The organism is Helcococcus sp. KG196, from assembly GCF_046035495.1.
Taxonomy (GTDB): domain Bacteria; phylum Bacillota; class Clostridia; order Tissierellales; family Peptoniphilaceae; genus Helcococcus; species Helcococcus ovis.
Genome location: NZ_JBFNFI010000014.1, coordinates 38,920 through 52,133 on the forward strand (window position 1 = coordinate 38,920; position 13,214 = coordinate 52,133).

Genomic DNA, 13,214 nt, shown 5'->3' on the forward strand with positions numbered 1-13,214 from the left:
AGATACATGAAATTGTGAGGGTGTCATTACCTGTAATATTAAAAAATAATCGCAGTACATGAATTGTCAAGGGCAGCCGATATCAGATTACCTGTAAATTTTAAAAATATATGAGATACATGAATTTATGGGACAGGCATTACCTGTAATATTGAAAAATAATAGCAGTACATGAATTGCCGAGTGTTGCCGATCTCAGATTACCTGTAAATCGAAGAAATATATGAGATACATGAAATTTCGCCTCTGCCTTTACCTGTAATATTAAAAAATAATCTCAATACATGAATTGCCGAGGGCTGCCGATCTCAGATTACCTGTAAATCGAAGGAATATTTGAGATACATGAAATTTCGCCTCCGCCATTACCTGTAAATTGTAAAAATATTTGAGATACATGAATTTATGGGACAGGAATTACCTGTAAATTGCAAAAATATTTGAGATACATGAAATTGCGGACATATCCATAATATGTGCCCTATAGGCTAATCTATCAATTATTGCACCTGTAAGCATAGGAACCTTAAATACTTCCTCCCATCTTTACAGTGTTAAATTAGTTGTTAATTACAATGTTAAATTATTTGTTAACATTATTTAACATTTATTATTTCTTGATGATAGTAAATTAAATAGTATTTCATAACCAACTTTATCAAATGAGATATATCCTAGTTCATCTAAAATCACTAAATCGTATTTTTCAAGTGTTCTTTTGTAATTTGTAATTTGTCAGTTGGGTTTTATTCGTCGATTCTTGTAACTAAATTATTAAATTTGAAACGGTTGTAAATAATATATTTTTATCTTAAACATATTATAATCCAAAATAAAGTTGTTAAAAAATCATAATCATATGAAGATAATTTAGAAGATTGTGTAATAAACGAGGCATCAGTATATTAATTACAACTAATAAACGAGGCATCAGTATATTAATTACAACTAATAAACGAGGCATCAGTATATTAATTACAACTAATAAACGAGGCATTAGCATATTAATTACATCCAATAATTTGCATTCATTTTTATTATTTTCAGTAGTATCGTTACGCATTTAATCTAGATCCTGAGGATTTTAATAAAATATATCAATTTATAAAAAGTAGTATCATTACACATTTTATCTAGATCCTAAGGATTTTGATAAAATATATCAATTTATAAAAAGTAGTATCATTACGCATTTTATCTAGATCCTGAGGATTTTGATGAAATTGATTAATATATAAAAAGTAGTATCATTACACATCTTATCTAAATCTAGTTGATGATATAATAAATTGACAAAAAGAGGTACAATATTAAAATTGTGTTGTGTTCTTGTGTTGTGCTCTGTTACATAAATGTATATGGTTTGTGGGTTATGGTTTTGACCTTTTAAGATATTATTAGATTGTATATGTCTGACAACAAAAAAGAGCTATAATTGATTGTGTAGGGTGCAGAGATATGCCATATATGTCTGACAGTTCAAGAATTAAATTTATAAAAAGTAGTTAAAAATATTGAAATGATAAAGTTACTATGTTATCATATTAGAAATAATTACAAAAAAGAATATTAAACTCATATAAGCCCTTAATATGGTGGGGCGTATCTACCTATAACCAAAAATTATAGTCTATGGGTTAGGATTGACATTTTAAAGATTTTCTAACTCAAAACGTGAGAAAGTCTTTTTTGTTTTTAAATATTTTTTGGAGGAATTATATGAAAGAACAATTTAATAGTAAGAATGAAGATGAGTTGATTTATTCTATCGATTCTAAGCCACCTGTGGGAGTAAGTATTATACTTGCATTGCAACATATTTTAGCAGCTTTTGCGGGGATAATTGCTGTGCCATTAGTTGTTTGTTCAGCATTAAAATTTGATGTTGCTACAACTTCGGTTATGGTATCAGCGACAATATTTGCATCAGGATTGACGACTATTTTGCAATCAAAAGGTGTATGGAAAATTGGGTCAAGAGTGCCGGGCATGATGGGTACAGACTTTACATTTGTAAATCCGTCTATAAGTGTTGGAGCTAAATTTGGCATAGCGGGAATTATAGGAGCTACAATTACAGGTTCATTTGTTGAAATTATTTTAAGTAGATTTATAAAGAAAATTATCAAATTTTTCCCACCATTGATTACCGGGACAGTTGTATCGCTTATCGGTATAACATTATTGCCGGTTAGTGTTGATTGGGCAGCAGGTGGAGTGGGAGCTTCAAATTATGGTTCATTACAAAATCTGGGAGTAGCATTTGTAATTATGCTATTTACAATATTCTTAAATCACTATGGAAAAGGAATTTGGTCATCGGCAGCAGTGTTTATAGGAATGGTATTTGGTTATTTGATTTGCCTACCATTAGGTATGGTAGACCTAAAGCCGGTTGCAGATGCATCATGGGTAGCAATTCCAAATATTTTAGGAAACGGAATAAAATTTGACTTATCATCAACATTATCATTTGTGCCGGCATTTGTTGTTTCGACGATTGGAACCACAGGTATTATGATGGCAATAGGGGAAGCTTCAAAAGTAAAACTTTCAAGTGACAGGGTTGCAAATGGGGTTTTAGCAGATGGTATAGGTTCAATGATTTCAGGATTGTTTGGAGCAGGTCCAAATACGTCATTTTCGCAAAATGTCGGATTAATCACGTTGACAAAAGTTGCAAGTAGATATGTTATGATTATTGCAGGTGTCATATTAACATTATTAGGTGTATTTCCAAAATTAAGTGCATTAATTTCAGTAATGCCACAGCCTGTTTTAGGAGGAGTAGGTATAATAATGTTTGGCCTTGTCGCAGCCCAAGGGGTAAAGACATTATCTGCGATAAAACTTGGTGATAGAGAACTGCTTATAATTTCAGTAGCATTCGCACTGGGAATCGGCGTAACAGTAAAACCGGAAATTCTAAATGGACTACCTGAAGCGTTGAAAATGATTTTATCGTCAGGTATTTCAACAGGTACACTTGTTGCACTTATATTAAATATTATATTAAAGGACAGAAAGAAGGCATAATAATGAAATTGTTAGAAGAAATGATTGTAAAACACGGAAGAGTTTTATCAGGAAATATCTTAAAAGTTGATAGTTTTTTAAATCATCAAGTAGATCCAAACTTATTTATGAAGATGGGAAAAGATTTTTACGAAAAGTTTAAAGATAAAAAAATTACAAAAGTTTTGACTCTTGAGGTTTCAGGAATAGGAATAGCACTTACAACAGCATTCTTTTTCAAGGTACCAATGGTATTTGCTAAAAAAATAGCTTCAAAAACATTAGTTGATGACGCTTGGAAAAGTACAGTTTACTCATTTACAAAAGATAGAGAATATGAGATAAGAGTTGAAAAAAAATATTTGACACAAGATGACAATGTTTTGATAATAGATGACTTTTTGGCAAACGGAAAAGCATTAGGTGGATTAATAGATTTATGTAATCAATCAGGAGCAAAGATTGAGGGAATTGGAATAGCTATAGAAAAATCATTTCAAGAAGGTGGTAGACTATATAGAGAAAAGGGGTATGAAGTTTATAGTCAAGCAATGATAAAAGAATTCAAAGATGGAAATGTAGTTTTTGAGAGATAGTAAATATATATTGAAGGAGCTGTTGCGAAATATTTTGTAGCAGTTCTTTTTATATTATAATTAACAATAATAGAGGGTTTATCAAGATTATATGATATAAATCGGTATAGTTGGTATCGCAAAAATAAGATTTTAAAAAATGAGATAATAAATAAATACCTATTATTTTTTACTCAATTGAACTTTAAGATTTTACAAAAAGAGAGAGAAATTTAATTTTCTCTCTCTTTGCTTTTATCTGTTAGTATTTTATTTTACTTACCTGTCAGAACCTTCACAGCTCTTCATCTTACTTATATTATTAATGTCAATAGCTCGGCAATCTATTTCTTTAAGAAAATTATTCCAAAGGTATTTCTACCACAATGTGAAGATATTGTACAACTTGCTTTGTTTACAATTATTTCTTCAAAATTTTTAAGAGATGAAATAGTATTTTTAGCTAATTCGATATCGGCTTCATCTGCTCCGGAATGTGTAAGATATATGCGTCTTAAATCAATTTCATCATTATCTTCGAGTTTGTCCTTGAAAAATTTTATAAATACCTTATTTATATTTCCTCTGTATTTATTTCCCACATCCATTTGTCCATTTTTTTGTGATGAAACAAATATGCTTGGCTTAATATTTAGTAAGTTAGCACCGAAAGCTTGTAAAGCAGTTAATCTACCGCCTTCTCTTAAATATGTTAGAGAATCAATAATAAAACTTACATCTAATTTTTCTCTCAATTCCTTCAATCTTTCAACTATTTCATCGGTCGACTTTCCTTCATTAATCATTTCATATGCCTCAACCAATAAAGCACCGGAACCGGTTGAAAGAGACTTTGAATCAATTACATATACATTATCCAACTCATTTGCTGCTAAAGTTGCGTTTTGATATGAAGCTGATATACCTGAGCCTATGCTTACGTGAATAATATCATAGTCTTCATTATTCCATTGTTCAAAGTGACCTAGATAGTCACCAATGCTTGGAGCAGCAGTTTTAGGTAAAATTTTGTTTTTGTCATAATAATCATATATAAAATCAGGTGTGATATTTATCATATCTTTATATTCTTTATCATCCAAATTAATGTATAATGGCAATGTATGAATCTTATATTTTTCTAACAAATCAGACGATAAATCACATGTCGAATCAGCACTTAAAATTATCTTTTTCATTAATCCTCCTTGTATCATTATAAATATTATAATGCATTGTATTATATAAATCAATTGTGGGGATTTAATGTGCATTATAAACTTAATTAAAAATATATGTTATTAAATAGAAAAATATATACTATTTCATAAAAATAAACTCAAGCAAAATAAGTGAAAAAATTGATTATTTTTCATTTATTAAAAATTATTAATAAAATTAGATTTTTACATACATAAAAACTCAATAGTATTGAAAAATTATTCTGTTTGTTATATATAATAATTATACAGTTGTATATAATAATTAAACACGTAAAGCTTATATACATTTGAATTGCAGAAAATATTGAGGAGGAGAAAATATGAAAGGAAAAAATAATCGAAATAGAATATTAAGATATTCTATAAGAAAATTATCTATAGGGGTAGTTTCTGTTGTAGTAGGGGCATTTACTATACTTGGAGTTTCCAATATCTATGGAGCTGATTTTTCCAATGGGGCAGTAGCTTATGCTCAGGATATTTGGAGAGAAGATGAACAAATAGATCCTGAAGTGTTTATTGCAAGACGAGATGTTATTAAGAAAATTAGAGAATTAAAAGAATTATCTAAAGAAGAACAAACAGAATTTATAAAAAAAATTGCTGAAGTTCAAGGAAGTAAAGATAAGCTTGAAGAATTTAAATCAAGTATAAATAAAATATCTGAAGAAGCTAAAAAAGAAAACACTGAAAGAAATGAATTATCAGAAAAAGTAGAAGAAAAATTAGAAGAATTAAGAGATTACGTTGATAGAGTAAGATCATCTTATATGACAAGTTCAAGATTTGGAGCTGAATATTTTGACGTAGTATCTAAATTAACAGAAAAGCTAAAGGATTTAGAAAGAGAAGTAGAAGCTAAACAAAGAGATATAAGAAATAGTCATGATTCATCTGAACAAAAGAAAAAGGAAAAAGAGCTTAATAAAGAATTGACTCAAAAGATAGAAAAAGCTGAATCAGAAATGCATAATATAGTTGAAGCAAATAACACAAAGTATCAAGTAAACAATAAAATTGATAAGTTGGAATATTTGAGTGAAAGAAAGAAAAATGACTATAAAGCAGTACTTACTGATGATAATGCGGAAAGCAACAAAGTAGTTTCTGAAATTGCAGAAGAAAGAAACAATAAAAATAAGGAAGCTTTTGATAAAATCAAATCCTTAAAATATTTAAGCAAAAAACAAAAAGATGATTATAAGGTTGTACTTATAGATTCAGATACTGATGACAGTTTAGATATTGCATTAGATATTGCAAAAGAAAAAAATGAATCAGAAAAGAAACGTATCAACGAAGAACTTTCAGGTCTATCAGATGCTTGGACTAAAACAGATAAAAAAGGCGAAAGAGAACAAAATAGACAAAGACTACTAAAAGAAGCTAAAGAAAGAGAAAAAGCACATAGACAAGCAGAAAGAGAAAGACTACTAAAAGAAGCTAAAGAAAAAGAAAAGAGAGCTAAAATAAATAAAGATTTAGAAGGTCTATCGGATGCTTGGAAGAAAGAAGATTTGGAAGGTAGAAAATCTCAATTAGATAAAATAAGACAACAAAAACCTGGCAATACAAAGATAAAACCACATCTATTAACTGAAGAATCAGTAAAATATGTAAAAGGTTCGATGAAAGATGTAGTAATCAAGACAGATGCAGAAATTTCATCATTTGTAGAAATTAGAGTTGGTGGAAAAGTATTAGATCCTTCAAATTACGAAGTGAAAGATGGAAGCACAATGGTTACATTGAAAAATTCCTACTTGGAAACATTGCCATTAGGAAAATATGTAGTAGAAGTGGTATCAAAAGAGACAGATAAATATTATTCTTCAATCTTAAAGACAACATTAACAGTTGTTGAAAATAAAGATTCAAATAATAAGCCAGAAATTAAACCACAACCACAACAAAAACCATCTGAAAATAAACAAAATCCTGAAACAGGAGATTTAGGTGTAATAACAAGTGTAGTGACTGCATTAGCAGCAGGAGCAGCATTAGTTGCAACAAGAAAAAAAGATGAATAATAAATAAAAAAATTCCGATTTATAAGTCGGAATTTTTTATTTTCTTTTTTATTTAATTTTAGGTTTTTTAAATTCAAAATCTTCATTTTTTATTGATTCGGTAACCATTTTTTGATATCCATTGCCCTTCATTGAGAAATTGTCCATAGTTTTTGTTTCAGTATTTAGACCATTTAATATAACCGGATTTACCTCTTCATATTCAAAATATGGGTCAAAACCTATATTCATCAGTGCTTTATTTGCATTGTATCTGACAAATACCTTAACGTCATGAGATAAGCCCACTTCGTCATATATACTTTCGATTAGCGTTAATTGATGACCATATAGTTTACTCATTAAATCCATTGCCCAAGAGTGTAATTTTTTTTGTAATTTTTCGTCAAATTCTCTATAAAGTTCTATTGCTATTTTCCCGATATAAACTCCATGTATGGATTCATCTCTTAAAATTAGGTTTATAATTTCTCCGGCTTGCATTAGTTTGCCTTGTCCGTAGAAGTATAGTGGATAGTAGAAGCCAGAATAGAACAAGTATGTTTCTAAAAATGTTGATGCAACGCAGGCTTTATATTGAGCAATCTTAAACTTTAACGGGTCTACTTTTTTAAATCCGTAATTTTTTTCATAAGTTAATTTGTCAAGATCTTTATATTGTCCTACGATTAAATTTAGAAATGCTTGTAATTCTTTGTTATTTTCACCCCATTTGAATAACTCGTCTATTTCACTACCGTTTAGATATGTCATAAAAATATTGGAATATGACTTTGCATGCACAGCATTTTCCATAGCTGCCATGAAGTTTATTATCGCTTTTCTTTGATGTTGGTCATCATCTAAAGAACGTGAAACTACAGGCATCCCTATATCACCTTGGTAAGTGTCTAAAAACGTCAAAACCTGTAAATTTCTAACATAAGCTTTTTTTACATGTTCCGGAAGAGTATTCCATACATTTAAGTCGGACTGTAGAGAAATATCTTCAGGTCTCCAAAATTGTGATAAATTTTGTTGATAAAATAATTGTGTAAATTCGTCGTCGTTGTTATTCCAGTTTGCACCTGTGTAAATATGTGTCATAATTATCTCCTTAAATTGAACAAGCTTCGCATTCAGTTACTTTAAGCTTTTGAGTTCTTGTGTAATAAAGTGTCTTAATTCCTTGATAATGAGCATATAGGTAAAATCTTTGTAAATCTCTTGTTGTCAAATCACTTGTTATGCACAATTCAAACGATATTGCCTGATCTACATGCTTTTGAGCTGTTGCAATCACATCTATTATCTTGTATTTATTCATTTCATAAGCCGTTGTATAGTAGTGTAATGACTTATCCAATGCAGGAGCCGGGAAGTAGGATTTAGAATTTCCGTAAGTTCTTTCTTCAATTAACTGCTTTATCGGTGTAATAGAAGGAGTTGCACTCATTACATATCCGGAGCTTCCGTTTGGAGCTACTGCAAGTCTGTTAGAATTGTATAGTCCATATTTCATTACATCTTCTTTTAGATTTTTCCAATCTTCATCAGTAGGAATGTAAATGCCTTCAAATAATTCTTTTACTTTTTCTGTATTTGGCAAAATTTCACCTCTGTTTTCAAAATACTTTCCGGAAGCATAGTCGCTTTCTTCAAATTTATCAAATTTTAACCCGGTTTCTTTTGCCTTATTCATAGAATGAACTAACGACCAGTAATTTACAATATTAAAGAATACATCTATTAGCTCTAAGTCCTCTTTTGAGCCAAAGTATATTTTCTTTTCAGCTATATATCCATGATGCCCCATGATACCGAATCCAACAGACCTCATTAAATTATTTCCTTTTGCAATACTTGGAATATATGATAAATTAGTTTTTTCACTTACTGAATTCATAATATCCATAGCAGCAAATACTGTTTCTTTTATTGATTTATTGTTCATCATATTTGCCATATGCCCACTTGCTAAATTACATGAGATATCTTGACCGATTTCGTCTAAATCTCTCTTATCATAGTCGGCATATGTTGAAACTACTGATGGCTGTAATATTTCTGTACATAAATTAGAGAATTTTACATCTCTATTTAGTGGATTTGAATTATTTACATTATCAGCATACATGATATATGGATATCCTGATTCGCCTTGCACTTGAGCAATCATTTCAAGTAATTTTCTTGGGTTTGCTTTTTTCTTTCTGATTCTTGGATTTTCTACCATTTCATCATAATATTTATCAATGTGAATTGCTAAGTCTCCAAACGGTATTTTATATTCATCATAAACAGTTTTTGGATAAAATAGATACATATCCTTATCTTCTTTAGCAAGTTCCAAAAATTTATCAGGTATCACAACTCCCAGTGAAAGAGTTTTAAGCCTTATATCATCATCAGCATTAAGTTTTTTTGTATAGATAAAATCTTCAATATCCGCATGAAAAATATTTAAATATGCGGCACCGGCACCTTGTCTTTGTCCCATTTGGTCAGCATATCTAAAAGCATTATCAAGCAATTTTGCTACTCCTACTACACCCTTTGCAGCATTTGGGTGACCTTTTATAGTTTCACCCTTTGCTCTTAGATTTGATAGATGCAGAGAAACTCCTCCACCAATTTTTGAAAGCTGCATTGCAAATTCAGAACCTCTTGCTATATCGTTTAGAGAATCATTTATTTCCAATAAAAAACAAGAAACAAATTCGCCTCTATGCTTTTTAGCTGTGTTTAACAATGTAGGTGTTGCAGGGGTAAAATCTTGTGCGATTAATCTTTTAATCAATTCCATTGCCTTTTCAATATTTCCATCTGCATGATAAAGTGCTATAAATGAAAGTCTATCTTCATATCTTTCTAAAATCTCTGCGTGATCTTTTGATTTTAATGCGTAGTCATTATAGAATTTAAATGCCCCCATATACGTTGGAAATCTAAATTTTTTAGCATAGGCATATTCAAAAACTTGCTTAATTTCTTCCATTGAATATTTTTCTAAAAATTCTTTTTCAATATATTCATTTTCTGTAAGATATTCAATTTTTTCTTCCAAAGAGTGAAAAAACCTTGTTTTTTTGTTTACCTCATTTAAAAAATAAGAACGTGCCGCTTCCTTATCTTTACTTAAATCTTTTATATTTCCTTCACCATCAATTACTTGATTATTAAGTAATATCCATGGTGAAATATTTGTATTTTCGTTAATCATTATGCTCCCTTTCATATTGTTCAATAAATTTTTTTACAATTTCAACTTCGTGAGGATAACCTGTACCTTCAAATTTTAATATACATTTAATATTGTATTGCTTTTCGATTAAATCTCCGGATATACCAAAATGTTTTCCCCAATTTCTATTACCTGAAACTGCAACACCTATGCACTGATCGTGATATTTATCTAAAAGAAGTTGTGTATTCATCGGAATTTCACCAAAATTTTGACATCTTGTAATTAGTAAAAACTTATCTCCTTCTTTTATATTTTTTCTATCCTTGACTTTCATGTATGTGTATCCTGTTTTAATTGCGAATTTTATTGAATTGCCGGTGATTGAATCTACTATTATATACATATATCCTCCAAATATTTATTTCTGATTATATACTATATAAAGTTATATTTCAAGATTTAAATACAATATATAGTGCTATTTTTATATTTAAACACGATATATAGTTTATATAGCAGGATAATTTAATATGCCTAAATGGTGAAAATATGGTATAATTCAATATAAAAGAAGGAGGGTTAAGGATTACCTTAATATAAAATTATGAAAAAAGTTTATAAAATATTATTAATTTATACATTTATCATGGCACTTGGTATTTTCGTATCAAAACATATTTATCATGTAGAATATAGTAATCCAAACTTTATCAAGATGATATTGCCATTTTTATCTGTTTTGACTATATTTTCTTTAATAATTTATAGCAAATATAGAGTAGATATTGATACCGACAAGTCAAATTGTATTATTGTTAATTGTCTATTTGCTGCGTTGCTATCTATAGGTATTTTTACAATTTATAAAAAATTTAGTTTTTCAACTTCATTTTTTGTACCTTTGATTGGAGCTATACTTGTAGGCATAAGTGAAGAACTTATATATAGGGGAGTTGTGTTTACTAATTTACATAAAGAAAAAGGGTTTACAAAAGCATTGATAATATCAGCATCAGCTTTTTCATTGTTGCATGCAGTTAATATATTGGGAGGACTTGCATTTAATCAAGTTTTATCACAATTAATTTCCACTTTTGTTGCAGGATTATTTTTTGCAACAGTTTATAAATACACTAAAAATATATTATTGATTGTAATTTATCATGCGACTTGGGATTATGTGCTTTTAAGTGGTATAAGTAAACAGCATCTAATTGTGCAAATATTATTTTTAATATTTGTTTTAGTGGAAATTATAATTACATTTGTTTTATTTAAGCGAATAAAAAAATAGAGTGTATAAATGTTTAATTTATTTTTACTATTATAAATTATAATGTGATTTAAATAGTTAAAAATAAAAATTTAATTAGAGAAGGAGTGTAGAATTTAATATAATTCTGATAAATTATAATGATTAAACCGAAAAAATTAAAAAGAGGCGATAAAATTGCTATTGTAAGTCTATCATTAGGAATTTTAGGTGAAGAGTTTACAAAGCATCAAAGAGATTTGGCTAAAAAAAGATTGGAAGAGCAATATGGTTTGGAAGTTGTTTATATGCCAAATTCTAAAAAGGGAATAAAATATTTGGATGAAAATCCACAAGCTAGAGCTGAAGACTTAAAGGCTGCATTTAAGGACGACTCCATTAAAGCCATTATGACTGCTATAGGTGGACTTGACACATATAGGACATATGAATTTTTATTAGAAGATGAAGAATTTATTAGATTAGTAAAGGAAAAACCTAAACTATTTACAGGTTTTTCCGATACGACTATGAATCATTTAATGTTTCAAAAATTAGGCTTAAATACATTTTATGGGCCTGCATACTTAGTAGACATTGCAGAGTTGGAAGATGATATTTTACCTTATACAAGAAAATATTTTGATTTATATTTTGAAGAAAATGACGGATTCGAAATAGAAAGTGCTGACATTTGGTATCTGGATCGAGATAGTTACGGACCGGATCAATTGGGTGTAAAAAGACCAAGAAGACAAGAAACACATGGATTTGAAGTCTTAAATAACTCCAAAGGTAAAGTAACCGGCAAATTATATGGTGGTTGTTTAGACACAATTGGAGATGCTCTGTTAGACTTTATAGGAAGAGGAGTTTCACAAGTAGTTGAAAAATATGCAGTTTTACCTACGCTTGAAGAATGGAAAGAAAAAGTTCTGTTTATAGAAACAAGTGGTGAAAAGATGCATCCGGAAAAATTAGAAAACATTCTTATAGAATTTAAAAATAGGGGAATTTTGGAAGCAGTTAAAGCTGTTATAGTTGGAAAACCCGTTGATGAAACATATTATGAGGAGTACAAGGAAATATATAATAAGGTATTTTCAAATCTAGATACACCAGTTTTATACAATGTAAACTTCGGACATTCATATCCTAGATGTATAATTCCTTTAGGCTGTGAAATAGAGATTGATTTTGACAATAAAAAATTAAAAGTCATAGAATCCATTTTTCAAAAAGAATAAACTTTAATGTATTTATGGTTAAAATATATTTAACTGGGATTAGGAGCCTTGTGATAAGATTAATATTGTCATGAATATATTTGACCTTTTTGGGTATAAAACAAGTATAAAAAAACAGAAAAGAGGTATATTTATGATTAAGATAGTATTTGAAAAAGATAAAAATAGATCAGCAGCATACGATTCAGATAAACTGGTTGGAGTTTGCACATATAATCATTTAAATGGCCAATGGATTGCAAATCACACAGCAGTCGAAAAAGAATATGGGGGAAGAGGAATCGGTTCAAAATTAGTCGAATGCCTTGTTGAAAATGCAAGAAAAGAAGGAGTGAAGATACATCCTATATGTTCTTTCGTGAAAACAGAATTTGATAAAAAAGAAGAGTATAGAGATTTATTAGCATAAAAGACAAATCCTTAGATTTTATTCGAACTATCAGAAGTTGGATAAATCTAAGGATTTTTTAATATAAACAGTAGTTAAAGACTGGCAGTGAGAATAGTATAGTTGGGGAAAATAGCATGGTTTGGCGGAATAGTGTGTTTGGTGGGGTATATGCATCATTTGGAAGTGGATAAATTACTGCATATGGTAATGGGGCAGATTGTTAATGGGAATATAGCGAATTTGTCCGTAAAACTAGGGTTAAGTTCGTCGACAATGCTTCAAAAAGCAGACGGAATTGCCGAAAACGGCAATTCC

Annotated in this window: 11 protein-coding genes and 1 riboswitch; of the genes, 6 read left to right on the plus strand and 5 right to left on the minus strand. The window is 29.4% G+C overall.

What is annotated here, in order from left to right; translation table 11 throughout:
• Nucleotides 1-600: 600 nt before the first annotated feature.
• On the minus strand, nt 601-732 hold the full coding sequence (locus ABGF45_RS06490; protein WP_369333460.1) for an ATP-binding protein: 132 nt from the start codon (nt 730-732) through the stop codon (nt 601-603).
• 823 nt (nt 733-1,555) lie between these two features.
• Nucleotides 1,556-1,653: riboswitch (purine riboswitch) on the plus strand.
• A gap of 66 nt (nt 1,654-1,719) precedes the next feature.
• On the opposite strand from ABGF45_RS06490, the gene ABGF45_RS06495 reads away from it, so the two are divergent.
• Both ABGF45_RS06495 and ABGF45_RS06500 read left to right on the plus strand, forming a co-directional pair.
• Nucleotides 1,720-3,036, plus strand: a complete 1,317-nt coding sequence (locus tag ABGF45_RS06495) for a uracil-xanthine permease family protein (protein WP_134711831.1) — start codon at nt 1,720-1,722, stop codon at nt 3,034-3,036.
• A 2-nt stretch (nt 3,037-3,038) separates the two neighbouring features.
• On the plus strand, nt 3,039-3,611 hold the full coding sequence (locus ABGF45_RS06500) for a xanthine phosphoribosyltransferase (protein WP_134711830.1): 573 nt from the start codon (nt 3,039-3,041) through the stop codon (nt 3,609-3,611).
• 323 nt (nt 3,612-3,934) lie between these two features.
• On the opposite strand, the gene ABGF45_RS06505 is transcribed toward ABGF45_RS06500, so the two are convergent.
• The gene (locus ABGF45_RS06505; RefSeq protein ID WP_408112790.1) at nt 3,935-4,789 is read right to left on the minus strand and encodes a DegV family protein; all 855 of its coding nucleotides are present in this window, start codon (nt 4,787-4,789) and stop codon (nt 3,935-3,937) included.
• A gap of 344 nt (nt 4,790-5,133) precedes the next feature.
• On the opposite strand from ABGF45_RS06505, the gene ABGF45_RS06510 reads away from it, so the two are divergent.
• The gene (locus ABGF45_RS06510) at nt 5,134-6,843 is read left to right on the plus strand and encodes a YSIRK-type signal peptide-containing protein (RefSeq protein ID WP_408112791.1); all 1,710 of its coding nucleotides are present in this window, start codon (nt 5,134-5,136) and stop codon (nt 6,841-6,843) included.
• 48 nt (nt 6,844-6,891) lie between these two features.
• On the opposite strand, the gene nrdF is transcribed toward ABGF45_RS06510, so the two are convergent.
• Genes nrdF through nrdI form a run of 3 tightly spaced genes read right to left on the minus strand, consistent with a single transcriptional unit; the run spans nt 6,892 to nt 10,412 of the window.
• Nucleotides 6,892-7,929 carry a class 1b ribonucleoside-diphosphate reductase subunit beta gene (gene nrdF, locus ABGF45_RS06515; protein ID WP_134711825.1) on the minus strand — a complete coding sequence of 346 codons (1,038 nt, stop codon included), beginning with the start codon at nt 7,927-7,929 and terminating at the stop codon, nt 6,892-6,894.
• A 10-nt stretch (nt 7,930-7,939) separates the two neighbouring features.
• Nucleotides 7,940-10,045 (minus strand): class 1b ribonucleoside-diphosphate reductase subunit alpha, encoded by a 2,106-nt coding sequence (nrdE, locus tag ABGF45_RS06520; protein WP_408112792.1) that lies wholly within the window; start codon nt 10,043-10,045, stop codon nt 7,940-7,942.
• A complete protein-coding gene (gene nrdI, locus ABGF45_RS06525; protein WP_134711823.1) occupies nt 10,038-10,412 on the minus strand; it encodes a class Ib ribonucleoside-diphosphate reductase assembly flavoprotein NrdI in 375 nt (124 codons plus the stop codon). The genes nrdE and nrdI overlap by 8 nt, the downstream gene beginning before the upstream one ends.
• A gap of 201 nt (nt 10,413-10,613) precedes the next feature.
• On the opposite strand from nrdI, the gene ABGF45_RS06530 reads away from it, so the two are divergent.
• The 3 genes from ABGF45_RS06530 (at nt 10,614) to ABGF45_RS06540 (ending at nt 12,917) form a co-directional block, all read left to right on the plus strand.
• Complete coding sequence (locus tag ABGF45_RS06530) at nt 10,614-11,303, plus strand: lysostaphin resistance A-like protein (protein WP_408112793.1); 690 nt, start codon at nt 10,614-10,616, stop codon at nt 11,301-11,303.
• A gap of 119 nt (nt 11,304-11,422) precedes the next feature.
• Nucleotides 11,423-12,508 (plus strand): S66 peptidase family protein, encoded by a 1,086-nt coding sequence (locus ABGF45_RS06535; RefSeq protein ID WP_408112794.1) that lies wholly within the window; start codon nt 11,423-11,425, stop codon nt 12,506-12,508.
• A 133-nt stretch (nt 12,509-12,641) separates the two neighbouring features.
• A complete protein-coding gene (locus ABGF45_RS06540) occupies nt 12,642-12,917 on the plus strand; it encodes a GNAT family N-acetyltransferase (RefSeq protein ID WP_408112795.1) in 276 nt (91 codons plus the stop codon).
• The last annotated feature ends 297 nt before the right edge of the window (nt 12,918-13,214 follow it).

What these genes read in the sequence shown, in the direction of transcription:
- ABGF45_RS06500 (WP_134711830.1), top strand. Translation starts at nt 3,039, where the DNA reads ATGAAATTGTTAGAAGAAATGATTGTAAAACACGGAAGAGTTTTATCA.
- nrdE (WP_408112792.1), bottom strand. Translation starts at nt 10,045, where the DNA reads ATGATTAACGAAAATACAAATATTTCACCATGGATATTACTTAATAAT.
- ABGF45_RS06535 (WP_408112794.1), top strand. Translation starts at nt 11,423, where the DNA reads ATGATTAAACCGAAAAAATTAAAAAGAGGCGATAAAATTGCTATTGTA.
- nrdI (WP_134711823.1), bottom strand. Translation starts at nt 10,412, where the DNA reads ATGTATATAATAGTAGATTCAATCACCGGCAATTCAATAAAATTCGCA.
- nrdF (WP_134711825.1), bottom strand. Translation starts at nt 7,929, where the DNA reads ATGACACATATTTACACAGGTGCAAACTGGAATAACAACGACGACGAA.
- ABGF45_RS06495 (WP_134711831.1), top strand. Translation starts at nt 1,720, where the DNA reads ATGAAAGAACAATTTAATAGTAAGAATGAAGATGAGTTGATTTATTCT.
- ABGF45_RS06510 (WP_408112791.1), top strand. Translation starts at nt 5,134, where the DNA reads ATGAAAGGAAAAAATAATCGAAATAGAATATTAAGATATTCTATAAGA.
- ABGF45_RS06540 (WP_408112795.1), top strand. Translation starts at nt 12,642, where the DNA reads ATGATTAAGATAGTATTTGAAAAAGATAAAAATAGATCAGCAGCATAC.
- ABGF45_RS06505 (WP_408112790.1), bottom strand. Translation starts at nt 4,789, where the DNA reads ATGAAAAAGATAATTTTAAGTGCTGATTCGACATGTGATTTATCGTCT.
- ABGF45_RS06530 (WP_408112793.1), top strand. Translation starts at nt 10,614, where the DNA reads ATGAAAAAAGTTTATAAAATATTATTAATTTATACATTTATCATGGCA.